Source organism: Polaromonas sp., from assembly GCF_029945925.1.
Classification (GTDB): Bacteria; Pseudomonadota; Gammaproteobacteria; order Burkholderiales; family Burkholderiaceae_C; genus Polaromonas.
Genome location: NZ_JAQSDN010000065.1, coordinates 44450 through 68888 on the forward strand (window position 1 = coordinate 44450; position 24439 = coordinate 68888).

20 protein-coding genes are annotated in these 24439 nt (G+C 64.1%); 17 read left to right on the plus strand and 3 right to left on the minus strand.

Annotated elements, in window-relative coordinates; all coding sequences use genetic code 11:
* The first annotated feature begins 49 nt into the window (after nucleotides 1–49).
* The gene (locus tag PSV40_RS21385; protein ID WP_300541692.1) at nucleotides 50–808 is read left to right on the plus strand and encodes a 5'-methylthioadenosine/adenosylhomocysteine nucleosidase; all 759 of its coding nucleotides are present in this window, start codon (nucleotides 50–52) and stop codon (nucleotides 806–808) included.
* Between the two features lie 305 nt (nucleotides 809–1113).
* Here PSV40_RS21385 and corA read toward each other — a convergent pair whose 3' ends face one another.
* Nucleotides 1114–2100, minus strand: a complete 987-nt coding sequence (gene corA, locus PSV40_RS21390) for a magnesium/cobalt transporter CorA (RefSeq protein WP_300541694.1) — start codon at nucleotides 2098–2100, stop codon at nucleotides 1114–1116.
* A gap of 409 nt (nucleotides 2101–2509) precedes the next feature.
* Between corA and raiA the strand changes: the two genes are divergently transcribed.
* From raiA to hprK, 3 genes are all read left to right on the plus strand, one after another.
* Nucleotides 2510–2839 carry a ribosome-associated translation inhibitor RaiA gene (gene raiA, locus PSV40_RS21395; RefSeq protein WP_300541696.1) on the plus strand — a complete coding sequence of 110 codons (330 nt, stop codon included), beginning with the start codon at nucleotides 2510–2512 and terminating at the stop codon, nucleotides 2837–2839.
* Nucleotides 2840–2995: 156 nt separating this feature from the next.
* A complete protein-coding gene (gene ptsN, locus PSV40_RS21400; RefSeq protein ID WP_300541698.1) occupies nucleotides 2996–3469 on the plus strand; it encodes a PTS IIA-like nitrogen regulatory protein PtsN in 474 nt (157 codons plus the stop codon).
* A gap of 44 nt (nucleotides 3470–3513) precedes the next feature.
* Nucleotides 3514–4464, plus strand: a complete 951-nt coding sequence (gene hprK, locus PSV40_RS21405) for an HPr(Ser) kinase/phosphatase (protein ID WP_300541700.1) — start codon at nucleotides 3514–3516, stop codon at nucleotides 4462–4464.
* Between the two features lie 107 nt (nucleotides 4465–4571).
* Here the strand turns inward: hprK and fur are convergent, their stop codons facing one another.
* Nucleotides 4572–5024 carry a ferric iron uptake transcriptional regulator gene (gene fur / locus PSV40_RS21410; RefSeq protein ID WP_300541702.1) on the minus strand — a complete coding sequence of 151 codons (453 nt, stop codon included), beginning with the start codon at nucleotides 5022–5024 and terminating at the stop codon, nucleotides 4572–4574.
* Nucleotides 5025–5251: 227 nt separating this feature from the next.
* Here fur and PSV40_RS21415 point away from each other — a divergent pair, with 227 nt between their 5' ends.
* The 6 genes from PSV40_RS21415 to lptE all read left to right on the plus strand — a co-directional run bounded on the left by PSV40_RS21415 (nucleotide 5252) and on the right by lptE (nucleotide 11090).
* The gene (locus PSV40_RS21415; RefSeq protein ID WP_300541813.1) at nucleotides 5252–5746 is read left to right on the plus strand and encodes an outer membrane protein assembly factor BamE; all 495 of its coding nucleotides are present in this window, start codon (nucleotides 5252–5254) and stop codon (nucleotides 5744–5746) included.
* Nucleotides 5747–5751: 5 nt separating this feature from the next.
* A complete protein-coding gene (dapB, locus tag PSV40_RS21420) occupies nucleotides 5752–6564 on the plus strand; it encodes a 4-hydroxy-tetrahydrodipicolinate reductase (RefSeq protein ID WP_300541815.1) in 813 nt (270 codons plus the stop codon).
* Between the two features lie 8 nt (nucleotides 6565–6572).
* Nucleotides 6573–7217, plus strand: a complete 645-nt coding sequence (locus tag PSV40_RS21425; protein ID WP_300541704.1) for a MotA/TolQ/ExbB proton channel family protein — start codon at nucleotides 6573–6575, stop codon at nucleotides 7215–7217.
* A gap of 150 nt (nucleotides 7218–7367) precedes the next feature.
* Nucleotides 7368–7814 (plus strand): biopolymer transporter ExbD, encoded by a 447-nt coding sequence (locus PSV40_RS21430; RefSeq protein WP_300541706.1) that lies wholly within the window; start codon nucleotides 7368–7370, stop codon nucleotides 7812–7814.
* 94 nt (nucleotides 7815–7908) lie between these two features.
* Nucleotides 7909–10578 (plus strand): leucine--tRNA ligase, encoded by a 2670-nt coding sequence (gene leuS, locus PSV40_RS21435; protein WP_300541708.1) that lies wholly within the window; start codon nucleotides 7909–7911, stop codon nucleotides 10576–10578.
* Between the two features lie 11 nt (nucleotides 10579–10589).
* On the plus strand, nucleotides 10590–11090 hold the full coding sequence (lptE, locus tag PSV40_RS21440; RefSeq protein WP_096667591.1) for an LPS assembly lipoprotein LptE: 501 nt from the start codon (nucleotides 10590–10592) through the stop codon (nucleotides 11088–11090).
* A 125-nt stretch (nucleotides 11091–11215) separates the two neighbouring features.
* On the opposite strand, the gene rocF is transcribed toward lptE, so the two are convergent.
* A complete protein-coding gene (gene rocF / locus PSV40_RS21445; RefSeq protein ID WP_300541710.1) occupies nucleotides 11216–12127 on the minus strand; it encodes an arginase in 912 nt (303 codons plus the stop codon).
* A gap of 85 nt (nucleotides 12128–12212) precedes the next feature.
* Between rocF and holA the strand changes: the two genes are divergently transcribed.
* The 7 genes from holA to narH all read left to right on the plus strand — a co-directional run bounded on the left by holA (nucleotide 12213) and on the right by narH (nucleotide 24437).
* Nucleotides 12213–13313, plus strand: coding sequence for a DNA polymerase III subunit delta (holA, locus tag PSV40_RS21450; RefSeq protein WP_300541712.1), 1101 nt, complete (start codon nucleotides 12213–12215; stop codon nucleotides 13311–13313).
* A gap of 1 nt (nucleotide 13314) precedes the next feature.
* A complete protein-coding gene (locus tag PSV40_RS21455) occupies nucleotides 13315–15246 on the plus strand; it encodes a type IV pili methyl-accepting chemotaxis transducer N-terminal domain-containing protein (protein WP_300541714.1) in 1932 nt (643 codons plus the stop codon).
* A gap of 9 nt (nucleotides 15247–15255) precedes the next feature.
* Nucleotides 15256–15969 (plus strand): response regulator, encoded by a 714-nt coding sequence (locus tag PSV40_RS21460; protein ID WP_300541716.1) that lies wholly within the window; start codon nucleotides 15256–15258, stop codon nucleotides 15967–15969.
* A gap of 160 nt (nucleotides 15970–16129) precedes the next feature.
* Entirely contained in the window at nucleotides 16130–17392 is a 1263-nt protein-coding gene (locus PSV40_RS21465; protein ID WP_300541718.1) for a nitrate/nitrite transporter, read from the plus strand.
* A 26-nt stretch (nucleotides 17393–17418) separates the two neighbouring features.
* Nucleotides 17419–19047, plus strand: a complete 1629-nt coding sequence (locus PSV40_RS21470; RefSeq protein ID WP_300541720.1) for an antiporter — start codon at nucleotides 17419–17421, stop codon at nucleotides 19045–19047.
* Between the two features lie 42 nt (nucleotides 19048–19089).
* On the plus strand, nucleotides 19090–22908 hold the full coding sequence (locus PSV40_RS21475) for a nitrate reductase subunit alpha (protein ID WP_300541722.1): 3819 nt from the start codon (nucleotides 19090–19092) through the stop codon (nucleotides 22906–22908).
* Nucleotides 22905–24437, plus strand: a complete 1533-nt coding sequence (gene narH, locus PSV40_RS21480; protein ID WP_300541724.1) for a nitrate reductase subunit beta — start codon at nucleotides 22905–22907, stop codon at nucleotides 24435–24437. The genes PSV40_RS21475 and narH overlap by 4 nt, the downstream gene beginning before the upstream one ends.
* The last annotated feature ends 2 nt before the right edge of the window (nucleotides 24438–24439 follow it).

Here is a 24439-nt window from a genome sequence, read left to right on the forward strand (position 1 = left end):
TCGGGCCGCCTTTTTTCATGTGTGCTCCGGTTCAGGCAAACTCGCAGCCATGAACCGCACCGCCATCCTCAGCGCCCTTCCTGACGAGCAGCAGGGCCTGCTCGAACTGCTGCAACAGGCACAGAAAACCAGCCATGCCGGCCGTGACTTCTGGCAGGGCGTGCTGCATGGCCAGCCCGTCGTGCTGGCATTGTCGAAAATCGGCAAGGTCGCCGCCGCCACCACGGCCACCGCGCTGATCGAGCGCTTCGGTGTGCAGCGCATGGTGTTCACCGGTGTGGCCGGGGGGCTGGGCGCCGGTGTGCGGGTGGGCGACGTCGTGATCGCCACCGATTTTTTGCAGCACGACCTGGATGTGTCGCCGCTGTTTCCCCGCTACGAGGTGCCGTTCTACGGCAAGGCGTGTTTCGGCAGCGACACGGCCCTGACGGCCCGTCTTCACGCGGCGGCCTGTGATGCGCTGGCTGCGGCGGAAACGCACCGGCCGGCGCGGCAGTTTGCGGACGCCCGCGTTCATAGCGGGCTGCTGGCCAGTGGCGACCGCTTTGTTTCCGGGGCCGCTGAATCGTCCTCCTTGCGGGCCACGCTGGCCGGGGCCGGGCATGAGGTGCTGGCCGTCGAAATGGAGGGTGCTGCGGTCGCCCAGGTCTGCCTGGACTACGGCGTGCCGTTTGCCGCCATGCGCACCATTTCCGACCGGGCCGATGACAGCGCGCATGTTGATTTTTCAAGCTTTGTCGAGCAGGTGGCCAGCCAGTATGCGCGGGCGATCATGGAGCGGTTTTTACTTTCGCTATCAATAAAGTAGCTGTCGGCGCCCGCAGTGTAAGGGCGCGTTGCCGATTTGACTGGAAAGCACAGCTTCCTCGGGGGGGCAGGGAGCTACATGCCGTGAGCAACCCTGGGCGCTCTTCAGACCAGCCGGGGCCGCGGATCTGGCTCTGCCAGTCCGCAGGCGCAGCGGCCCCCTCGGTGAGGGAGTTACATGCAGTGGGGCGAGCGTGGGGACTCTTCATACCAGCCGGGGCCGCGGATCTGGCTCTGCCAGTCCGCAGGCGCAGCGGCCCCCCCCGGGGGGCAGGGAGCTACACGCAGTGAGCGACCGTGGGGGCCTTATTTCAACCAGCCGCGCCGCCGGAAGTACCACATCGGCAGCACGGCGCTTGCGGCCATCAGCGCCAGCGCATAGGGGTAGCCCAGGGCCCAGTCGAGTTCGGGCATGAGTTTGAAGTTCATGCCGTACACGCTGGCAATCAGCGTGGGCGGCAGCAGGGCAACGCTGGCCACCGAGAAGATCTTGATGATCTTGTTCTGGTTGATGTTGATGAAACCAACCGTGGCATCCATCAGGAAGTTGATCTTGTCGAAGAGAAAAGCCGTGTGGGAGTCCAGCGAGTCGATGTCACGCAGAATCTGGCGCGCCTCCTCGAACTGTTCGCTGCTCAGCATCTTGCTGCGCATCATGAAACTCACGGCGCGGCGCGTGTCCATCACATTGCGGCGGATGCGTCCGCTCAGGTCCTCGTGCCTGGCGATGGCGCCCAGCACCTCGCCGGCCATCACGTCCGTCACATCGCCGGACAGCACCTTGGTGCTGACTTTTTCAAGGTCGATGTAAATGCCTTCGAGGGTGTCGGCCGAGTATTCGGCATCGGCGTCGAACAGCTTGAGCAGCACTTCCTTGGCGTCTTCGATCAGGCCCGGCGCCCGGCGCGCGCGCATGCGCAGCAGGCGGAACACCGGCACGTCCTCGTCGTGGATCGAAAACAGCACGCCCTTGCTCTTGAGGTTGTCATTGACCAGGTTCAGGATGAAGGCGACCCGCACGGTGCGGGGCTCCTCGTCGTCGGCAATCAGGAAGTCCGAGCGGATGTGCAGCTCGCCGTTGTCTTCCTCGTAAAAGCGCGCGGACTCCTCGATGTCCTCGTCCATCACGTCTTCGGGAATCGACAGGCCGTAATACTGCTTGATCCAGCGTTTTTCTTCCAGCGTGGGTGATTCGAGGTCGACCCAGATCGGCTGGAACCGGGAGAGTTCCTCCAGGGATTCGATCTCTTCCTGGAACAGGCGCCCGTTGGCGAGCGTGAAAATATTGAGCATGACTGGCTCCCAATCGGTTTGGGGGCGCCGGCACCGGGCAGGCGTCTGCCCGGCATTGGCGGGGTTGTGGATGGTGGCATCGCTTTCAACCCCGGGATGACGCTGGCGTCAGTCTGCGGTGTTGAAAGCTAGCGACTGGGGCTGCTTTCCAAGGATTTCTCCGTATTGACCAAGCTGCGATTATGGCATTTTGGCCCGGATTTCACTACCTGTTCCGGCCTGCCGCCTGGTTCCCGCCGCAGGGTCAAGGACCATTCCCGACCGTTTCATTTTTTGTTGCGATGCACGGTTGCGTTTGCCCCGGTTCGGGCGCATAGTGAAAACAAGAGAGTTGTCCGTCCGCCGCCCGGCAGGCCTGCCAAAGCGGTGTTTTTAACCCCCCCTCCAGCCATGGAAAAGGAGTCTCTTTATGAATTTGACGATCAGCGGTCACCACCTTGAAGTTACCCCCGCCTTGCGCGGTTATGTGACCAGCAAACTGGATCGGATTACGCGGCATTTTGATCAGGTGGTGGATGTCAAGGTTCTGTTGACGGTGGATAACATGAAGGAAAAGGAGTTGCGCCAGAGAGCCGAGTGCAATGTCCATGTCAAGGGACGGGACCTGTTCGCCGAAAGTTCGCATGCTGACCTGTATGCAGCGGTTGATGAACTCGCTGACAAGCTGGACCGTCAGGTCGGCCGCTACAAGACCAAAACCCAGGATCACCACCACGCGACTGCCAAGCGGGAGATGTAAGCGACGCCGCAGACGGCGGCTGGCGCAACATGCCACCCCGTGCTGCCTCCAGTCCTCCCCTTCCGGAAGGCCGCCTGTGCCCTCAGGCGGCTTTTTTATGGCCCGGATGGCCGCCATGCACACGAAAGTGCATAATTCGGCGACTCCAACCTTGTTATGAACCGTCTTTCGCAAATATTGCCCCCTACCCAGGTTCTGGTCAGTGTCGAGGCCACCAGCAAGAAGCGTGCTTTTGAAGAAGCCGGTCTGCTGTTTGAGAACCTGCATGGCCTGAACCGGGCGCTGATCACCGACAGCCTCTTCGCGCGTGAGCGTCTGGGCTCGACCGGGCTGGGCCATGGCGTGGCGATTCCGCACGGACGCATCAAGGGTTTAAAGGCCCCGATGGCGGCTGTGTTCCAGTTGCACGCCCCGATCGGCTTTGATGCCCCTGACGAGCAGGCCGTGGGCCTGCTGATTTTCCTGCTGGTGCCCGAAGCGGCCACCCAGAAACACCTCGAGATCCTGTCCGAAATTGCCGAACTGCTCAGCGACAGCGCCCTGCGCGAGCGGCTCAAGGCCAGCACCGACGCGGCTGCGCTGCACCAGCTGATTGCCTCCTGGCAGTCCAGCCACGCTGTCAGCCCCTGACCCGCGCGCGTGACCGTGACGCAGATTTTCCCCTCCCCAGCGGCATGAAGCCCACCGTCGTCAGCGCCGACGTCCTGTTTGAGGACCACCGCGCCGCGCTGAAGTGGGAATGGGTGGCCGGGCTGGGTGCCTCGGAACGGCGCTTCGACGAGGTCGCCGTGCGTGCGGCCCGTTCCGGCGCCGACCTGGTCGGTTACCTCAATTACATCCACCCCTACCGCGTGCAGCTGCTCGGCGAACGCGAAGTCGCGTATTTGAGTACCGGCAGCCCGGAGGATTGCGCCCGCCGCATTTCGCGCATAGTCACGCTGGAGCCGCCGGTGCTGATCATTGCCGACGGCCAGGTGGCGCCCGACACGCTGCTGTCCATGTGCGAGCGGGCCCAGATACCCATGTTTGCCACGAAGGAATCGGCTGCGTTTGTGATCGACGTGCTGCGGGCCTACCTGTCCAAACATTTTGCCGACCGCACCTCCATGCACGGTGTGTTCATGGACATTCTCGGTGTGGGCCTGATGATCACCGGCGAATCGGGCCTGGGCAAAAGCGAGCTGGGCCTGGAGCTGATCTCGCGCGGGCACGGCCTGGTGGCCGACGACGCGGTGGACCTGTACCGCATCAACCAGACCACCATCGAAGGGCGCTGCCCGGAACTGCTGCAGAACCTGCTCGAAGTGCGCGGCATCGGCCTGCTCGACATCAAGGCGATTTTTGGCGAGACGGCGGTGCGGCGCAAGATGCGGCTCAAGCTCATCGTGCACCTGGTGCGGCGCGAAACGCTGGAGCGCGAGTACGAGCGCATCCCCTATGAGCCGCTGACCCAGGACGTGCTGGGCATTCCGGTGCGCAAGGTGATCATCCAGGTGGTGGCCGGGCGCAACATCGCGGTGCTGGTCGAGGCCGCGGTGCGCAATGTCATCCTGCAGCTGCGCGGCATCGACACCTACCAGGAGTTTGTTGAGCGCCATCGCCAGGCCATGGAGCGGGGTGGCTAGCTCGGCCTGTTTTTGCTATTTATTTGATAGCTATTGGCGCAATAACCACGGGCCCTGAGGCCTGTTTTTGTTGAAATGACAAGCGCGCCAGCTGCCCCCGGCGTGGTTCAGCCGTGGTGCGGATGCCGCGGCGACACGGGACGGTTCGGGCACTTGTCCTTGGTGCAGTTGGCATACATCGACAGCGAATGGTCGGCAATCGCAAAACCCTTGGCCTTGGCGACCGCGTGCTGGCGCTTTTCGATTTCCGCGTCGTAAAACTCCTCGACCTTGCCGCAATCGAGGCACACCAGGTGGTCATGGTGCTGGCCTTCGTTGATTTCGTAGACGGCCTTGCCGGATTCAAAATTGCTGCGGTTGAGCAGGCCGGCCTGCTCAAACTGGGGCAACACGCGGTACACCGTGGCCAGCCCGATGTCGGACCGGTCTTCCAGCAGGACCCGAAACACATCTTCCGCCGTCATGTGCCGCTGCTTGCCGGCCTGGAAAATCTCCAGGATCTTCAGGCGCGGCAGGGTGGCTTTCAGTCCGGTGTTCTTGAGTTCGTCGATGTTGCTCATGGGGGAGGCTCTCCTGAGGAAAAGGGGCCGCGGTCGGGGCCTGTGCAGGCTCGGCATTCAGGGGCGGGAGGCGCGTACGCGGCGGCACCCTGCCGCTACAATGGCCAATCATATCGCTACACCCCCCTACTATGTCAGCCATGCGTGCAAATTACCGTCGCGGTCTCCACACCGCTTTCGCCGTCCTGGCCTGCGCCGGACTGGCTGCCTGCGGCAGCGGCAAAGGCATGACCGGGGGCTTGAGCGAAAGCAGGATCAACCCCGTCAACTGGATCACGCCTTACAAGATCGAGATTGTCCAGGGCAACTTTGTCTCCAGGGAGCAGGTTGAACTGCTCAAGCCCGGCATGACCCGGGACCAGGTGCGCCAGGTGCTGGGCACGCCGCTGCTGGCGAGCGTGTTCCATGCGGACCGGTGGGACTATGTGTTTACCTTGAAGCGCCAGGGCGTGGAGCCGCAGGCGCTCAGGCTCACCGTCTTTTTCAAGGGTGAGGCCCTCGAGCGGTTTGAGGGCGACGCCATGCCCAGCGAATCGGACTTCGTCGCCAAACTGGACTCCCGCCGCAAGCTCGGCAAGGTGCCGGTGCTGGAGCTGACCGAAGAGCAGCTCCGGGCCGCCGAAAAGAAACCGGCCGCGACGGCCGCCACCACCCCGGTGACACCCCCCGTGACTGCGCCGTCGGCCACCAGCTATCCCCCGCTGGAAAGCCCGGCCCGGTGAGCGCACTGCAGCAGGCCCCTCTTCGCATCGCGGTGGCCGGCGCCAGCGGCCGCATGGGCCAGATGCTGGTCGAGGCCGTGCGTAGCAGCGGCGACTGCCAGCTGACCGGCGCGCTGGACCTGGCCACCAGCCTGGGTCTGGGAGCCGATGCCGCGGCCTTCCTCGGACAGGCCAGCGGTGTTTTGATCACCGCCGACCTGGCCGCCGGCCTGGGCGGCTCCCAGGTGCTGATCGACTTCACCCGTCCGGAAGGCACGATGGCCCACCTGGCCATCTGCCGCGAACTCGGCGTCAAGCTGGTGATAGGCACGACCGGGTTTTCCGATGCGCAAAAGGCCGAGATTGCTGCCGCCGCCAAAGACATCGCCATCATGATGGCGCCCAACATGAGCGTGGGCGTCAACGTGACGCTCAAGCTGCTCGAGATGGCCGCCAAGGCCCTGAACACCGGCTACGACATCGAAATCATTGAAGCCCACCACCGCCACAAGGTCGATGCGCCGTCCGGCACCGCGCTGAAAATGGGTGAAGTGATCGCCGGCGCGCTGGGCCGCGACCTCAAGGATTGCGCGGTGTACGCCCGCGAAGGCGTGACCGGCGAACGTGACCCCTCGTCCATTGGTTTTGCGACGATTCGCGGCGGCGACATCGTCGGCGACCACACAGTGCTGTTTGCCGGTACCGGCGAACGGATTGAAATCACCCACAAGTCCTCCAGCCGCGTTACTTACGCCCAGGGCAGCCTGCGGGCTGCGCGTTTTCTGGCCGGCAAACCGGCCGGCCTGTACGACATGTTCGATGTGCTGAACCTAAAGTGAGCACCTGAGTGAACGTGCTCGCGTTGATGACTCAAAGCGACGCCGTGACCGGCCTGGTGGCGGCGCTGCTGCTGCTGATGTCGGTGGCCAGCTGGGTCGTGATTGTCTGGAAAACCTGGCTGCTCAAACGCGCGGTCGGCGACGTGGCGCGCAGCACGGCGGTGTTCTGGCAGTCCGCCTCCGTCGAGGAGGCCCAGCCCAAGGTGGCGGCTTTCGACCGCGAGGCACTGGTGTTGCCCCTGATCGCCGCCACCCGGCTCCAGGCCGGCGGCACGCTGGCCTCGGCCGGCGACAGGTCCCAGCAGCTGACGCGGGTCCTGCGCGATGCGCTGCATGCGGTGCTGCACAAGCTGCAGTACGGGCAGGTCCTGCTGGCCACCGTCGGTTCCACCGCGCCCTTTGTCGGCCTGCTGGGCACCGTCTGGGGCATTTACCACGCGCTGACCGGCATTGCCGCGGACGGCCAGATCACCATTGACAAGGTGTCCGGCCCGGTCGGCGAGGCACTGATCATGACCGCCGCCGGCCTGGCCGTGGCCATCCCGGCCGTGCTGGCCTACAACATCTTCGGCCGCAACATCGGCCGCATCGAGGCCGATCTGGAAGGGTTCGCCTACGATTTGCGCGAGCTGTTGCTCAGTCGCAAAGACTGACCATGTGCACCAAAGCCTGCAAAGCGACCGGCGTGGGAATTCCCTCTCCACCAGCCGGGGCCGCGGAACCGGCTTCGCCGGGCCGCAGGCGCAGCGCCCCCTCGGGGGGCAGCGCAGTACGCGAAGCGACAAGCGTGGGGGCCAGTTAACATGACTTTCGGCCGCCTTGAACGCACCCAGGGCGCGCAGCCCATGAGCGAGATCAATGTCACCCCGCTGGTGGACGTGATGCTGGTGCTGGTGGTCATCTTCATCATCACCGCGCCCTTGCTGGCCAGTTCGATCAAGCTGGACCTGCCCAGAAGTGATGCCGCCCGGCCGAACGAAGCGCCGCAATTTGTCACGCTGGTGGTCGACAAGGCCGGCCAGGCCTTTCTGAACGACCAGCCGGTTTCCGGCGACCAGCTGGACCAGCGCCTGCGGCAAAACGCGGCGCTGAACCCCGACACGGAAGTGCAACTGCGTGCCGACGAAGCCGTGCCTTATGGTCGCATCGTCGAGGTTATGGGCATCGCGCAAAAAGCCGGCCTGAACCGCATCGGCTTCGTCGCGAACGCCCCCGCCACCGCAACGCCAGCCCCTGCGACCCGGCCCTGAAGGCGCTCCAGCGGGGCCAGCCCGCTCCAGCGCCTAAAATCCCTGCAACCGGCAGCCAGGGGCTGCTTCATTTTTTTTCCATTTTCCGTGCGCCATGCAAGACAAATACAACCACCTCGACGTTGAGCGCAGTGCGCAAACCCACTGGACCGCCGCGGATGCCTACCGCGTCACCGAAGACTCGTCCAAAAAGAAGTATTACGCCTGCTCCATGCTGCCTTACCCCAGCGGCAAGCTGCACATGGGCCATGTGCGCAACTACACCATCAACGACATGCTCACGCGTTACCTGCGCATGAAGGGCTACAACGTGCTGATGCCCATGGGCTGGGACGCGTTCGGCCTGCCGGCCGAAAATGCCGCGATGAAAAACGGCGTGCCGCCGGCGCAGTGGACCTACGACAACATCGCCTACATGAAAAAGCAGATGCAGGCGATGGGGCTGGCGATCGACTGGAGCCGCGAAGTCGCCACCTGCGACCCGAGTTACTACAAATGGAACCAGTGGCTGTTCCTGAAGATGCTGGACAAGGGCATTGCCTACCGCAAGACCCAGGTCGTGAACTGGGACCCGGTGGACCAGACCGTGCTGGCCAACGAGCAGGTGATTGATGGCAAGGGCTGGCGCACCGGCGCGGTGGTGGAAAAGCGCGAGATCCCGGGCTACTACCTGAAGATCACCGACTACGCCGAAGAACTGCTCGACAGCGTGAGCAACAAGCTGCCGGGCTGGCCCGAACGCGTCAAGCTGATGCAGGAAAACTGGATAGGCAAAAGCGAAGGTGTGCGGTTTGCGTTCACGCACGACATCCAGGGCGCAGACGGTGCGCTGATCGGCGACGGGAAGATGTACGTCTTCACCACCCGCGCCGACACCATCATGGGCGTAACCTTCTGCGCCGTGGCACCCGAACACCCCCTGGCCGTCCATGCGGCGGCGGCTAACCCCCAACTTGCCGCCTTCATCGAAGAGTGCAAGTCCGGCGGCACGACCGAGGCCGAACTCGCCACGCAGGAGAAAAAAGGCGAGCGCACCGGCCTGTCGGTCACGCACCCGCTGACCGGCGAGAAGGTCGAGGTCTGGGTCGGCAACTACGTGCTCATGAGTTACGGCGACGGCGCGGTCATGGGTGTGCCGGCGCACGACGAACGCGACTTCGAGTTCGCGAAGAAATACGGTTTGCCGATCCAGCAGGTGGTCTCACTCCCTCTCATTCCGGGAGAGGGGGAGGAAAGAGCCTTCTCGAGCACAGTGTGGCAAGACTGGTACACCGACAAGCAGCAGGGCGTGGCCATCAACTCCGGCAAGTACGATGGCCTGGCTTTCAAGGCCGCGGTCGATGCCGTGGCCGCCGACCTGGCAGCCAAGGGCCTGGGCGAGAAAAAAACCACCTGGCGCCTTCGCGACTGGGGCGTGAGCCGCCAGCGTTACTGGGGCACGCCGATTCCCATCATCCACTGCGAGGAACACGGCGCAGTGCCGGTGCCGGAGAAAGACCTGCCGGTGGTGCTGCCGCAGGACTGCGTGCCCGACGGCTCCGGCAACCCGCTGCACAAACACGAGGGCTTTCACGCTGGTGTGGTCTGCCCGGTCTGCGGTAAACCGGCGCGGCGCGAGACCGACACCATGGACACCTTCGTCGATTCGTCCTGGTACTACATGCGTTACTGCGACCCGAAGAACGACGACAAAATGGTGGCCGAGGGCGCGGCCTACTGGATGCCGATGGACCAGTACATAGGCGGCATCGAACACGCCATCCTGCACCTGCTGTATGCACGTTTCTGGACCAAGGTCATGCGCGACATGGGCCTCGTCAAGGTGGACGAGCCTTTCACCAAGCTGCTGACCCAGGGCATGGTGCTCAACCACATCTACTCGCGCAAGGGCGAGAAAGGCGGCGTCGAATACTTCTGGCCGGCCGATGTGGACGACGTGCATGACGAACAGGGCAAGGTCATTGGCGCCAAGCTGCGCAAGGACGGCTCTCTGGTGAACTACGAAGGCGTGGGCACCATGAGCAAAAGCAAGAACAACGGCGTCGATCCGCAGGACCTGATCGAGAAATACGGCGCCGATACCGCGCGCCTGTACACCATGTTCACCTCCCCGCCGGAGGCCACGCTGGAGTGGAACGACGCGGGCGTCGAGGGCTCCTACCGTTTCCTGCGCCGCGTCTGGAACTTCGGCGTCAAGCTCGATGCTATGCAATTGGGAGCTGCTGGCGCCCGTCCCCAAAAGGCTGGAGCCGTATTTGACAAGGAAACGCAGGCGCTGCGGCGCGAGATCCACACGGTGCTCAAGCAGATCGACTACGACTACCAGCGCATGCAGTACAACACCGTGGTGTCGGGCGCCATGAAGCTGCTCAATGCGCTGGAAGACTTCAAGGGCCAGATGTCGGCCGGCGCGGCGTTTGCCCTGCGCGACGGCATGGGCATCCTGCTGCGTTGCCTGTACCCCGCCACGCCGCATGTGGCGCACGCCCTGTGGGACGATCTCGGTTTTGTCAAAGACCATGGCGGTCTGCTCGATGCGCCCTGGCCGGAGGTGGATGCCTCCGCGCTGGTGCAGGACGAGATCGAGCTGGTGCTGCAGATCAACGGCAAGCTGCGCGGGTCGGTGACCGTGCCCGCCGGTGCCGGCAAGGCCGCGATCGAGGCGGCGGCGCTGGCCTCCGATGCGTTTGTCAAGCAGGCCGCCGGCGCCCCGGCCAAAAAAGTCATCGTTGTGCCGGGCCGCCTGGTCAACATCGTCGTCTGAAGGAAGCCACCATGCAACGTCGCGTTTTCCTGTTGTCCGCCGCTGCGGCCTGGGGCCTGAGTGCCTGCGGTTTTGCCTTGCGCAAGGCTCCCAACTATGCGTTCAAGACCATTTACAGCGGTGCGGCCGAAACCTCGACGCTGGGCACCGAGCTCAACCGCAACCTAGAAGCCGGCGGCACGGTGAAGGTGATCCGCGACGCCCGCCTGATCGCTCAGGCGGACGTGATTCTCGACGTGTTGCTCGACCAGCGCGAAAAAACCGTGGTCGGCATCAACGCCTCGGGCCAGGTGCGCGAGTTCCAGCTGCGCACGCGTTTCAGGTTCCAGCTGCGCACGCTCAAGGGCAAGTTGCTGATTCCGCCCGCCGAAATTGTGCTGCAGCGCGACATCAGCTTCAACGAGTCTGCGGTGCTGGCCAAGGAAACCGAAGAGGCGCTGCTGTACCGCGACATGCAGAGCGACATCGTCCAGCAGATCCTGCGCCGCTTGGCTGCCGTCAAGGAGATTTGACGCGGCGGCCTGCGCCGCAGGCCGGAATACATGATGAAATCGGGTGTGAGCCCAATAGGGACGGGCGCAAGCAGCTATTAATTCAGTAGCACGAACAGCGCCGGTGCAGCCCGGTCTCTTGAAGCTCAGCGCATCAGCGTGCTTTTGCCGAACAGGCTGTCGATCAGTTCCAGCACCACCTCGGCCGTGCCGTTGCGCACATCCAGGGCCGGGTTGAGTTCCATCACGTCCAGCGAGGCCAGGCGGCCGGTGTCGGCGATCATTTCCATGCACAGCTGGGCTTCGCGGTAAGTCGGGCCGCCCTTGACGGCCGTGCCCACACCGGGCGCAATCATCGCATCGAGGAAATCCACATCGAAACTCACATGCAGGTGGGTCTGCGCGTCCATGCCGGCCAGCGCCGCTTCCATGGTGTGCCGCATGCCCCGCTCGTCGATGTAACGCATGTCGAACACTTCCAGGCCCGACTGCCGGATGAAGTGCTTTTCGCCCTCGTCGACGCTGCGGATGCCGATCTGCCGGACGGCCGAGGCCTGGATCGCCGGGACCACACCGCCAATGCCGGTCAGCTCGGCCGGGCCGTGCCCGCACAACACGGCCACGGGCATGCCGTGGGTGTTGCCGGTGGGGGTCAGGCTGTTGGTGTTGAAGTCGGCATGCGCGTCCAGCCACAACACACGCAGCGCCTGGCCGGTCTGGCGGCAGCGGCGTGCCACCGCGCTGATGGAGCCGATCGCCAGGCAGTGGTCACCGCCCAACAGGATGGGCAAGTCGCCCTCGCTGAGGGCCGAGAACACGGCCTCGTGCACCGATCGGTTCCAGGCGGCCACCTCGGCCAGGTGGCGGTAACCCTGCACGGGCGCTTGCCACGGGTTGGGCGGGCCGTTCAGGTTGCCGTCGTCCTTCACTTGCAGGCCGCGGCCTTCCAGCATGGCTTGCAGGCCGGCCACGCGCAGCGCCTCGGGGCCCATCGACGCGCCGCGGGTGCCGGCGCCGATGTCGGTGGGCGCGCCAATCAGGCGAATGCGTTGTGTCATGGGAAGGAGTATGCCGTCAGCAGTCCGCGTCTGCCAAGGCAGGAGGGCTTGCTGCCAAACCCCCAGCCGCTAAACTTGGGTCACCATGAATCTGGCGCCCGCCCAACTTTCCGACCACCTCAAGCGCGGGCTCAAGAGCCTGTACACCCTGCACGGCGACGAGCCGCTGCTGGTGCAGGAGTTCGCCGATGCGCTGCGCGCAGCCGCGCGGGAGCGGGGTTACACCGAACGCACGGTGCACACCGTGGCCGGTGCCCATTTCGACTGGAGCGAGGTGCTGGCCAGCGGCGGCTCCCTGAGCCTGTTTGCCGACAAGCAGATCGTGGAGATCCGCATTCCCAGCGGCAAGCCCGGCAAGGACGGCTCGGTCGCGCTGCAGCAGATTGCCGAACGCGCGCAGGGCGACGACAGCACGCTGACCCTGGTGCTGCTGCCGCGCCTGGACAGCATGACGACCAAGGGTGCGTGGTTTGGCGCGCTGGAAAGTTTTGGCACCACGGTCAAGTTCGACCCGATTGACCGCCGCAACCTGCCGCAGTGGATCGCGCAGCGCCTGCAGCAGCAGGGCCAGCGGGTGGCGCCAGGCGAGGAGGGGCAGCGCACACTGCAGTTTTTTGCCGACCGGGTGGAAGGCAACCTGCTGGCCGCGCACCAGGAGATCCAGAAGCTGGGCCTGCTCTATCCCCCCGGCGCGGGGGCGTCGGCAGAACTGGGTTTCGACCAGGTCGAAAACGCCGTGCTCAATGTCGCGCGATACGACGTGTTCAAGCTGTCCGAAGCGGTGCTCGGCGGCCAGGCCCTGCGCGTGCAGCGCATGCTCGACGGCCTGCAGTCCGAGGGTGAGTCCGAGGTGCTGGTGCACTGGGCCCTGAGTGAGGACATCCGCAGCATGAAGCGGGTCAAGGACGCCCTGGGCGCCGGCCGTCCCATGCCGATGGCCCTGCGCGAGAACCGCGTCTGGGGTGTCAAGGAAAAGCTGTTTGAACGTGTGCTTCCGCACATGGGCGACACCACGCTGGCCAATTTACTGCATGCCGCGCACAAGGTCGACGGCATCGTCAAAGGCCTGAAGCAGCCCGACTGGCCGGCCGACGGCTGGCAGGCACTGCAGCGCCTGGCCGGCATGGTGTGCAGCGCCTGTGCGGCGCCGGCCGCCGCCCGCGGCGCGCGCCCGCCTCGGGGCTAGCATGCAGCACACCGCCTCACTCTCCAAAAAACTCATGCGGATCGGGGTCAGCCTGCTGGTGGTGGCCCTGGTCTCCATCGGGCTGACCCTGTGGGTGACCTGGCAGCTCGAAGGCGGCGCCGCGGCCGTCAATGAAGCCGGACGCATGCGCATGCAGACCTGGCGCCTGGCCAGCGCCGTGCAGGCCGGCGTGGAACGCACCGAACTGGAGGCGCTGGTGGCCCGGTTCGACGAGAGCCTGGCCTTGCTGCGCGAGGGGGACCCTTCCAGGCCGCTGTTCGTGCCCTGGGACGACCAGGTGCGGGCGCGTTTCAACGATGTCGAGTCCCTGTGGCGCACCCAGCGGCCGCTGTGGCTGGCCGAGCCGGCGCCGGCGGCGCCGGACCTGCTGAAGGCGGGGGGTGCGTTTGTGGACGCCAGCGACCGGCTGGTGCTGGTGATCGAGCAGCACCTGTCCCGGCTGACCGCCATCCTGAACCTGTTCCAGTTCCTGATGATGGTGCTGGCCATCGGCGGGGCGGTCATCATGCTTTTCACCGGCTACATGTACGTGATCAATCCCCTGGTCCAACTCCGGGAGGGCTTGCGCAAGCTGGAGTCCGGGGATTTCAGGACACGCATCGAGGTCGATACCGTGGACGAGTTCGGCCAGGTGGCGGCCGGCTTCAACCACATGACGGCGACCCTGCAGTCGCTTTATGAAGGGCTGGAAGCCAAGGTCGAGGCCAAGACGCGGCGCATCGAGGCGCAGCGCGCGCGGCTGGAGGCGCTGTACAAGGTCAGCGCCTTTCTGGCCCAGGCCGGCAGCATCGACGAGCTGGCACGCGGCTTTGCCCAGCGCGTGCGCGCCGTGATGAAGGCCGACGCCGCCGCCGTCCGCTGGTCCGATGACGCCAACCAGCGCTACCTGATGCTGGCCTCCGACTGTTTCCCGCAGGAGCTGGTGGAGGAAGAGCGCAGCCTGCTGGCCGGCGCCTGCGCCTGCGGCAACCTGCGGCCGGACGCGCGCACCCGCGTGATTCCCATCCTCAGCCACGACGAAGCGACCGTGCGCCACTGCGCCAAGGCGGGCTACGAAAGTGTCGTCACGGTGCCGATACGCCTGCAGCAGCGCCTGCTCGGCGAGTTCAACCTGTTCTTTCGCACGCCCGTCCTGCTGAGTGCCGACGAGATCGAACTGCTGGACGCGCTGGCCAGCCACCTGGCCAGTTCGCTGGAAGGTTTGCGCGCCGATGCCCTGGACCGGGAGGCGGCGGTGGCGGAGGAGCGCGCGCTGCTGGCGCGCAACCTGCATGACTCGATTGCGCAATCCCTGGCCTTTCTCAAGATCCAGGTGCAGCTGCTGCGGGCGGCCGTGCAGAAGGGGCAGGCGCCCCAGGTGCAGGGTGCGCTCGATGAACTGGACGTCGGGCTGCGCGAAAGTATCAGCGATGTCCGGGAGTTGCTGGTGCACTTCCGCACGCGCACCAATACCGACGACATCGAGCAGGCCCTGCAGGAAACCCTGCAGAAGTTCCAGAGCCAGACGGGCCTTCCTGCCCAGTTGCAGGTGCAGGGGCAGGGGCTGCCGCTGCCTTCAGACGTGCAGGTGCAGGTGCTGCATGTGCTCCAGGAAGCGCTGTCCAATATACGAAAACATGCGGGCGCCACGCAGGTCGGCCTCGAAGTGCACAAGGGCGCGCGCTGGCGTTTTGTGGTGCGCGACAACGGCGCCGGCTTCGACACCGCCAAGCATCCCGGACAGTCCCATGTCGGCCTGAACATCATGCGCGAGCGTGCCGGGCGCATAGGCGCCGAGGTCGAGATCGTTTCCGCGGCCGGCCAGGGAACCACCGTGACATTGAGGCTGCCACCCCATCCGGAGGTCGGCAGCGGCGTCGCCGCCAAGACCCCGGCCGTCGCGGCCCTGACCGCGGGCGCGCACGGCGACTGAGGGAAACACATGACGATGCCCATTGCCCTGCTGGTGGTCGATGACCACACCCTGTTTCGCCGCGGTCTGGTCGCTTTGCTGTCGCAGGATGAACGTTTCCGCGTGGCCGGCGAGGCCGGCGACATCGGCGAGGCGCTGCGCTGCGTGGAACGCAGCAAGCCGGACCTGATCCTGCTGGACAACCACCTGCCGGGCGTTCTGGGCGTGGACGGCATCGGGACGCTCAAGGAGGCGGCACCCGGCACCCGCATCCTGATGCTGACGGTGAGCGAGAACGAGGACGACCTGTCCGCAGCGCTGCAGGCCGGCGCCGACGGCTACCTGCTGAAAACCGTGGAACTGGACCGCCTGTCGGAATCCATCATCAAGGTGCTGGACGGGGAGTCGGTGGTCAGCCCGGAAATGATGACCAAGCTGGTGGCTGCTTTCCGGTCCAAGGCTCCGCCGACCTCCCATGGCGAGGCCGCTGCGGTCAATGGCGGCCGCAACGGGGACGCCCCGGTGCCGGGCCTGCAGGATGAGTCGGCCATCGCGCTGCTGTCGGCGCGCGAGCGCGAGGTGCTGGCGCTGATCGCGCGCGGCGACAGCAACAAGGTGATTGCCCGCAAGCTCGACATCGCGGAGACGACGGTGAAGATTCACGTCCAGCACATCCTGCGCAAGCTGCAGCTTAGTTCACGGGTGCAGGCAGCTGTATACGCGGCCGGCCGGGAGCTTGGTTGACAAAGATCAAGTCCGGGGCAGCTTGACCGGGCAGTAGTTCTTCAGAACGATGGCCGCGCGGGCCGCCATCGCTTTTCCGGCCCCATCACCACGTTCCAAAGGAGGATATTCAAAGGGGCGAAAAAGGCCGACAGTCATGCCATGTGTCTGGAGAAACAACATGGCCTCTGAACTGGGCAATTCAAGAAAAGCATGGTCGGTGCTGATTGTCAGCACGCTGGCGTTCACCGTCTGCTTCATGGTCTGGATGATGTTCGGCGTGATCGGCATCCCGATCAAGAAGATGCTCAACCTCAATGCCACCGAGTTCGGCCTGCTCGCGGCCACGCCGGTGTTGACGGGCTCGCTGATCCGCGTCCCGCTGGGCATCTGGACCGACCGCTACGGCGGACGCATCGTCATGGCGATCCTGATGGCCATCACCGTGCCCGCGATCTGGCTCATGAGTTACGCCACGGCCTACTGGCATTTTCTGGTGATCGGCCTGTTTGTCGGCCTGGCCGGCGGCTCCTTCTCGGTGGGCACGCCCTATGTGGCGCGCTGGTTCCCGAAAAACCGCCAGGGCATGGCGATGGGTGTGTACGGCGCCGGCAACTCGGGTGCCGCTGTCAACAAGTTTGTGGCGCCGGTGCTGCTGGTGGCCTTTGGCTGGGCCATGGTGCCGCAGGTGTATGCGGTCATCATGCTGGCTGCGCTGGTGCTGTTCTGGATGTTCAGCTACAGCGACCCGTCGCACCTGGTGCCCAGCCACGTCAAGTTCAGCGATCAGCTCAAGGCCCTGAAAGACCCGAAAGTCCTCAAGTACTGCCAGTACTACAGCATCGTGTTCGGTGGTTATGTGGCCCTGTCGCTCTGGATGGTGCAGTACTACGTGGGTGAATTCGGCCTCGACATCCGCGTGGCGGCGCTGCTGGCGGCGTGTTTCTCATTGCCGGGCGGTGTGCTGCGCGCCTTCGGCGGCATCCTGTCCGACAAGTATGGCGCGCACAGCGTGACCTGGTGGGTGATGTGGGTGAGCTGGGTCTGCCTGTTCCTGCTGTCCTACCCGCAGACCGACTTCACCATTCTCACGGTCAATGGCCCGGCAACCTTTCACATCGGCCTGAACGTCTACACCTTCACGGCGCTGATGTTCATTCTCGGCATCGCCTGGGCCTTCGGCAAGGCCAGCGTCTTCAAGTACATCAGCGACGACTACGGCGCCAACATCGGCGCGATCAGCGGCATTGTCGGGCTGGCCGGCGGCCTGGGCGGTTTTGTGCTGCCCATCATCTTCGGCGGCCTGATGGACCTGACCGGCATCCGCTCCAGCGCCTTCATGTTCATGTACGGCATCGTCTGGGTCTCGCTGATCTGGATGTACTGGACCGAGGTGCGCCGCACTGAAGTCATGGGCAAGAACGCGTCCGGCGCGCAAGCCTGAAACAGACCCTTTTTCGAGGAAGCACCATGAATACCAAAACCAGTTCCAGCGTTGACATCACCGACTGGCGTCCCGAGGACGAGCAGTTCTGGGAAAGCACCGGCAAGCGTATTGCCTATCGCAATCTCTGGATCTCCGTGCCCAGCCTGCTGTGCGGCTTTGCCGTCTGGGGAATGTGGGGCATCATCACGGTGCAGATGCTCAACCTGGGCTTTCCCTTCACCCAGGCCGAACTCTTCACGCTGACGGCCATCGCAGGCCTGGCCGGCGCCACCATGCGCATTCCGGCCTCCTTCCTGATCCGGCTGGCCGGCGGGCGCAACACCATCTTCCTGACGACGTCGATGCTGCTGGCGCCGGCCATCGGCACCGGCATCGTGCTGCAGCACCCCGAATGGCCGCTCTGGTCCTTCCAGCTGATGGCGCTGTGGTCGGGCGTGGGTGGCGGCAACTTCGCCAGTTCGATGTCCAACATCAGCACCTTCTTTCCCAAGCGGCTGCAGGGCACGGCGCTCGGCCTCAATGCAGGCCTGGGCAACTTCGGCGTCACCGCCATGCAGGTCGTCATTCCCCTGGTGATGACCGTCGGCCTCTTCGGCAGTTTCGGAGGCGAATCGATGACGCTGGTCAAGGACAGCGGCTGGATCCTCGGGAAAATCACGGCCGGAACGCCGACCTGGATCCAGAACGCTGGCTTCGCCTGGGTGCTTTCGCTGGTGCCGCTGTCGGTCATCTGCTTCTTCGGCATGAACAACCTGACGACCGTTTCGCCCGCCATCGGCGGCACGATCCCGGCCTTCCTCAAGATCATCTGGCTGTACACCCTGTCGTTTGTGCCGGCCGGTGTCGGGCTGTACCTCTACCTGCCCAAACCCACGGGGCTGGGCCTGCTCAACATGTGGATCGCCATGCCATTGATTGTGGTGAGCACCCTGATGGTGCTGAAGGTGACGGCCTTCGGCCCGATGAAGGAAGCCATTGCCAAACAGTTCTCCATTTTCAGCAACAAGCACACCTGGTCGCTGACCATGCTGTACATCGTGACCTTCGGTTCCTTCATCGGTTTTTCGATGGCCCTGCCGCTGGCCATCACGGTGATTTTCGGCATCAGCCACGTGCCGGACGCCGCCGGCGTCATGCAGCACACGCTGAAAAACCCGAACGCACCGTCGGCACTGACCTTTGCCTGGATAGGTCCCTTTGTCGGGGCGCTGATCCGGCCCGTGGGCGGCTGGGTCTCGGACAAGGTCGGCGGTTCCATCGTGACGCAAATCATCTCCGCCATCATGGTGGTGGCCTCCGTGGCGGTGGGTTACGTCATGCTGCTGGCCTACAAGTCGGCCACGCCCGAGCAGTACTTCCTGATTTTCATGGTGCTGTTCGTCGTGCTGTTTGCCGCCAGCGGCATCGGCAACGGTTCCACCTTCCGCACGATTGGCGTCATCTTCGACCGCCAGCAGGCCGGCCCGGTGCTGGGCTGGACCTCGGCCATTGCCGCCTACGGCGCTTTCATCGCCCCGGTGGTGATCGGCGCGCAGATCAAGGCCGGCACGCCGGAAAACGCCATGTACGGCTTTGCCATCTTTTATGCCCTGTGCCTGGTGCTCAACTGGTGGTTTTACCTGCGCCGCGGCGCCGAGATCAAAAACCCCTGAGCCGCCGCTGGGCCCGTTTTTACCGCTTTACCGGAGAATCAAATGAGTCATTTTCTTGATCGACTGAGCCACTTTTCCAACCCCAGGGAGTCCTTTTCCGGGGAGCACGGCGTCACCACCGCCGAAGACCGGACCTGGGAAGACGCCTACCGCAACCGCTGGGCGCACGACAAGATCGTGCGCAGCACCCATGGCGTGAACTGCACGGGATCGTGTTCGTGGAAGATTTATGTCAAGGGTGGCATCGTCACCTGGGAAACCCAGCAGACCGACTACCCGCGCACGCGCTGGGACATGCCCAACCACGAGCCGCGCGGCTGTTCGCGCGGTGCCAGCTACAGCTGGTACCTGTACAGCGCCAACCGCGTCAAGTACCCCATGGTGCGCGCGCGCCTGCTCAAGCACTGGCGTGAGGCGCGTTTGACGCTGCCGCCGGTCGAGGCCTGGGCGGCCGTGGTGCAGGATGATGCCAAGCGGCGCGACTACCAGAGTGTGCGCGGTCTTGGCGGTTTTGTCCGTTCCAGCTGGGACGAGGTCAACGAGATCATTGCGGCCTCCAACGTCCACACGATCAAGAAGCACGGCGCCGACCGCATCATCGGTTTCTCGCCGATCCCGGCGATGTCCATGGTCAGCTACGCCTCCGGTTCGCGTTACCTGTCGCTGATAGGTGGCGTGTGCATGAGTTTTTACGACTGGTATTGCGACCTGCCTCCGTCCAGCCCCCAGGTCTGGGGCGAGCAGACCGACGTGCCGGAGTCGGCCGACTGGTACAACTCGGGTTTCATCATTGCCTGGGGCTCCAACGTGCCGCAGACGCGCACCCCTGATGCACACTTCTTCACCGAAGTCCGTTACAAGGGCACCAAGACCGTCGCGATCACGCCCGACTATTCCGAGGTCGCCAAACTCTCCGACCTGTGGCTGCACCCCAAGCAGGGCACCGATGCTGCAGTCGCCATGGCCATGGGCCATGTGATCCTGAAAGACTTCTACTTCGGCGGCAACGGCAAGCCGCGTTCGGCCTACTTCGACGACTACGCACGCCGCTACACCGACCTGCCCATGCTGGTCATGCTCAAGGAGCACCAGCTGGAAAACGGCGAAACCGTCATGGTGCCGGACCGTTATGTGCGCGCGTCCGACTTCAACGGCAAGCTGGGCCAGGCGAACAACCCGGAGTGGAAAACCGTGGCCTTCGACGCGCAGGGCAAGGTCGTTCTGCCGCACGGCGCCATCGGCTTTCGCTGGGGCCCGGATGGCCGTGCCGACGCCGGGCAGTGGAACCTGGAGTCCAAAGAGGCCCGCCAGGGTGACGAGGTCACGCTCAAGCTGTCGGTGATGGAAGGTGATGCACCTGGTTCCGACAGCGCCAAGGTCGGCTTTCCGTACTTCGGCGGCATCCCTCATGAGCATTTCCAGAACAACGAGCAGGGCGATGTGCTGGTGCGCACGGTACCGGTGCAGCGCATTTCGCTCGGCAAGGCCGGTGAGGAGCGCTCGGCCCTGGTGGCGACGGTGTTCGACCTGCAGGTCGCGCAATACGGCATTCCCCGCGGCTTGCCCGGTGAGCTGGCCGCCGCCGACTTTGACGACAACACCCCCTACACCCCGGCCTGGCAGGAGCAGATCACCGGTGTGCCGCGCGACCAGATCATCGCCGTCGCACGCCAGTTTGCCGACAATGCCGACAAGACCGAGGGCCGGTCCATGGTCATCATCGGCGCCGGCATGAACCACTGGTACCACAGTGACATGAACTACCGCAGCGTCATCAACATGCTGATGATGTGCGGCTGCATCGGCAAGAGCGGTGGCGGCTGGGCGCACTACGTGGGCCAGGAAAAACTGCGGCCGCAGACCGGCTGGACGCCGCTGGCCTTCGCGCTCGACTGGATCCGCCCACCCCGGCAGATGAACTCCACCAGCTTCTTTTATGCTCACACCGACCAGTGGCGCTACGAGAAGCTCGGCGTGGACGAGGTGTTGTCCCCACTGGCCGACAAAAAGCTCTACGGCGGCAGCATGATCGACTACAACGTGCGCGCCGAGCGCATGGGCTGGTTGCCGAGCGCGCCGCAATTGCAGACCCACCCGATGCAGGTGGTCAAGGACGCGCAGGCCGCGGGCCTGGATGCCAAGGACTATGTCGTCAAGTCGCTGAAGGACGGCTCGCTCAGGATGAGCTGCGAGGACCCGGACCATCCGGATAACTGGCCGCGCAACATGTTTGTCTGGCGCTCCAACATCATCGGTTCATCGGGCAAGGGCCACGAGTACTTCCTCAAGCATCTGCTGGGTACGGACAACGGCGTTCAGGGCAAGGACCTGGGGGCCGAAGAAGGCAAGCCCGAGGAAGTGGTCTGGCACGACAAGGCGCCCGAGGGCAAGCTGGACCTGCTGGTCACGCTCGACTTCCGCATGAGCACAACCTGCCTGTACTCCGACATCGTGCTACCGACCGCAACCTGGTACGAAAAGAACGACCTCAACACCAGCGACATGCACCCCTTCATCCATCCGCTGTCCACCGCGGTGGACCCGGTGTGGCAATCGAAAAGCGACTGGGAAATCTACAAGGGCTTCGCGAAAAAATTCAGCGAGCTGTGCGAAGGCCATCTCGGTGTCGAGAAGGAAATGGTGCTGACTCCGGTGATGCACGATACCCCGGGCGAGCTGGCCCAGCCTTTTGAAGTCAAGGACTGGAAGCGTGGCGAGTGCGAACTGGTGCCCGGCAAGACGGCGCCCCAGATGCAGGTGGTCGAACGCGACTATCCCAACGTCTACAAACGTTTCACGGCCGTCGGCCCCCTGCTCAACAAGGTGGGCAACGGCGGCAAGGGAATTGCCTGGAACACCGAAACCGAAGTGCGGCAGCTCGGCGAACTCAACGGCCTGGTGACCGAGCCCGGCGTGACCCAGGGCATGCCGCGTATCAACAGCGACATCGACGCCTGCGAAATGGTTCTGCAGCTTGCGCCTGAAACCAACGGCCATGTGGCGGTCAAGGCCTGGGCGGCCTTGGGCAAGCAGACCGGCCGTGAGCACACCCACCTGGCGCTGCACCGCGAGGACGAGAAAATCCGCTTTCGCGACATCCAGGCGCAACCGCGCAAGATCATCAGCTCGCCGACCTGGAGCGGCATCGAATCGGAAACCGTGTCGTACAACGCCGGCTACACCAATGTGCATGAACTGATCCCATGGCGCACCCTCACGGGCCGCCAGCAGTTCTACCAGGACCACCCGTGGATGCTGGCTTTCGGCGAGGGCCTGGCCAGCTACCGGCCGCCGGTGAACCTGAAGGCCACCGCCGGGGTGCACGGTATTCGCACCAACGGCAACACCGAGATCTTGCTGAACTTCATCACGCCGCACCAGAAGTGGGGCATCCACTCGACGTACACCGACAACCTGTTGATGCTGACGCTGAGCCGGGGCGGGCCCATCATCTGGCTCAGTGAAGATGACGCCAAACTCATCGGCGTGGAGGACAACGACTGGATCGAGGCCTACAACGTCAACGGCGCGATTGCCGCGCGGGCTGTCGTCAGCCAGCGCGTCAAGCCCGGCATGGTGATGATGTACCACGCGCAGGAAAAAATCGTCAACACCCCGGGTTCGGAGATCACCGGCCAGCGCGGCGGCATCCACAACTCGGTGACGCGCATCGTGCTCAAGCCGACGCACATGATCGGCGGCTACGCACAGCTTTCCTACGGCTTCAACTACTACGGGACCATAGGCACCAACCGCGACGAATTCGTCGTGGTGCGCAAGATGGACAAGGTGGACTGGCTGGACACGCCGCGCGATGACGACAAAGCGTTTGCCGTGCAACAAATGGGAGAGGCAGCATGAAGGTACGCGCACAAATCGGCATGGTGCTGAACCTGGACAAGTGCATCGGTTGCCACACCTGTTCGGTCACCTGCAAAAACGTCTGGACCAGCCGGCCCGGCATGGAATACGCCTGGTTCAACAACGTCGAAACCAAGCCCGGCATCGGTTACCCCAAGGAGTGGGAAAACCAGGACAAATGGAACGGCGGCTGGGTGCGCAAGGCCGACGGCTCCATCGAGCCGCGCCAGGGCGGCAAGTGGAAGCTGCTGATGCGCATCTTCTCCAACCCGAACATGCCGCAGATCGATGACTACTACGAGCCCTTCACATTCGACTACGACCATCTGCAGTCGGCGCCGGAAATGAAGGCTACACCGACGGCGCGGCCACGCAGCCTGATCACCGGCAAGCGCATGGAAAAAATCGAGTGGGGCCCGAACTGGGAAGAGATCCTCGGCGGCGAGTTTTCCAAGCGCAGCAAGGACGCCAACCTGGCGAACTTTGACCAGGTTCAGAAAGACATGGTCGGCCAGTTCGAAAACACCTTCATGATGTATTTGCCGCGCCTGTGCGAGCACTGCCTGAACCCGGCCTGTGTGGCGTCCTGCCCCTCGGGCTCGATCTACAAGCGCGAGGAAGACGGCATCGTGCTGATCGACCAGGACAAATGCCGCGGCTGGCGCATGTGTGTCTCGGGCTGTCCGTACAAGAAAATCTATTACAACTGGAAAAGCGGCAAGGCCGAGAAATGCACTTTCTGCTACCCGCGTATTGAAGCCGGCCAGCCGACCGTCTGCAGCGAAACCTGTGTGGGCCGCATCCGTTACCTCGGTGTGGTGCTGTATGACGCCGACCGCATCCAGGAAGCGGCCAGCGTGGAAGACGACAAGGACCTGTACCAGGCCCAGCTCGACATTTTCCTGGACCCGAACGATCCGAAAGTGATTGAACAGGCGCGCAAGGACGGCATTCCCGAAGCCTGGCTGGAAGGCGCCCGCCGCAGCCCGGTCTACAAGATGGCTGTGGAGTGGAAGGTGGCGCTGCCGCTGCACCCCGAGTACCGCACGCTGCCCATGGTCTGGTATGTGCCACCGCTGTCGCCGATCACCTCGGCGGCCAACGCTGGCCAGATCGGCATCAACGGCGAACTGCCCGACATCGCGCAGATGCGCATTCCCGTGCAGTACCTGGCCAACCTGCTGACTGCCGGTGACACGGCACCGGTGATCCGCTCACTGCAGCGCATGCTGGCGATGCGGTCCTACCAGCGCAGCAAACATGTGGACCAGGTGCAGAACCTGGCGGTGCTGGAGCAGGCTGGGCTCACTGTGGCCGAAGTCGAGGAGATGTACCACATCATGGCGATTGCCAACTACGAAGACCGCTTCGTGATCCCGAGCACCCACCGCGAATACGCCGAGAACGCATTCGACATGCGCGGCGGCTGCGGCTTTACCTTCGGCAACGGTTGCTCCGACGGCGCCAGCGACGTCAGCCTGTTCGGCGGCAACAAGAAACGCACTATTCCCATCAAGGTGGAGGTCTGAAC

Coding starts and splice junctions, on each gene's coding strand:
- PSV40_RS21385 (WP_300541692.1), top strand. CDS start 50: ATGAACCGCACCGCCATCCTCAGCGCCCTTCCTGACGAGCAGCAGGGC.
- corA (WP_300541694.1), bottom strand. CDS start 2,100: ATGCTCAATATTTTCACGCTCGCCAACGGGCGCCTGTTCCAGGAAGAG.
- raiA (WP_300541696.1), top strand. CDS start 2,510: ATGAATTTGACGATCAGCGGTCACCACCTTGAAGTTACCCCCGCCTTG.
- ptsN (WP_300541698.1), top strand. CDS start 2,996: ATGAACCGTCTTTCGCAAATATTGCCCCCTACCCAGGTTCTGGTCAGT.
- hprK (WP_300541700.1), top strand. CDS start 3,514: ATGAAGCCCACCGTCGTCAGCGCCGACGTCCTGTTTGAGGACCACCGC.
- fur (WP_300541702.1), bottom strand. CDS start 5,024: ATGAGCAACATCGACGAACTCAAGAACACCGGACTGAAAGCCACCCTG.
- PSV40_RS21415 (WP_300541813.1), top strand. CDS start 5,252: ATGACCGGGGGCTTGAGCGAAAGCAGGATCAACCCCGTCAACTGGATC.
- PSV40_RS21430 (WP_300541706.1), top strand. CDS start 7,368: ATGACTTTCGGCCGCCTTGAACGCACCCAGGGCGCGCAGCCCATGAGC.
- leuS (WP_300541708.1), top strand. CDS start 7,909: ATGCAAGACAAATACAACCACCTCGACGTTGAGCGCAGTGCGCAAACC.
- lptE (WP_096667591.1), top strand. CDS start 10,590: ATGCAACGTCGCGTTTTCCTGTTGTCCGCCGCTGCGGCCTGGGGCCTG.
- rocF (WP_300541710.1), bottom strand. CDS start 12,127: ATGACACAACGCATTCGCCTGATTGGCGCGCCCACCGACATCGGCGCC.
- holA (WP_300541712.1), top strand. CDS start 12,213: ATGAATCTGGCGCCCGCCCAACTTTCCGACCACCTCAAGCGCGGGCTC.
- PSV40_RS21455 (WP_300541714.1), top strand. CDS start 13,315: ATGCAGCACACCGCCTCACTCTCCAAAAAACTCATGCGGATCGGGGTC.
- PSV40_RS21460 (WP_300541716.1), top strand. CDS start 15,256: ATGACGATGCCCATTGCCCTGCTGGTGGTCGATGACCACACCCTGTTT.
- PSV40_RS21465 (WP_300541718.1), top strand. CDS start 16,130: ATGGCCTCTGAACTGGGCAATTCAAGAAAAGCATGGTCGGTGCTGATT.
- PSV40_RS21470 (WP_300541720.1), top strand. CDS start 17,419: ATGAATACCAAAACCAGTTCCAGCGTTGACATCACCGACTGGCGTCCC.
- PSV40_RS21475 (WP_300541722.1), top strand. CDS start 19,090: ATGAGTCATTTTCTTGATCGACTGAGCCACTTTTCCAACCCCAGGGAG.
- narH (WP_300541724.1), top strand. CDS start 22,905: ATGAAGGTACGCGCACAAATCGGCATGGTGCTGAACCTGGACAAGTGC.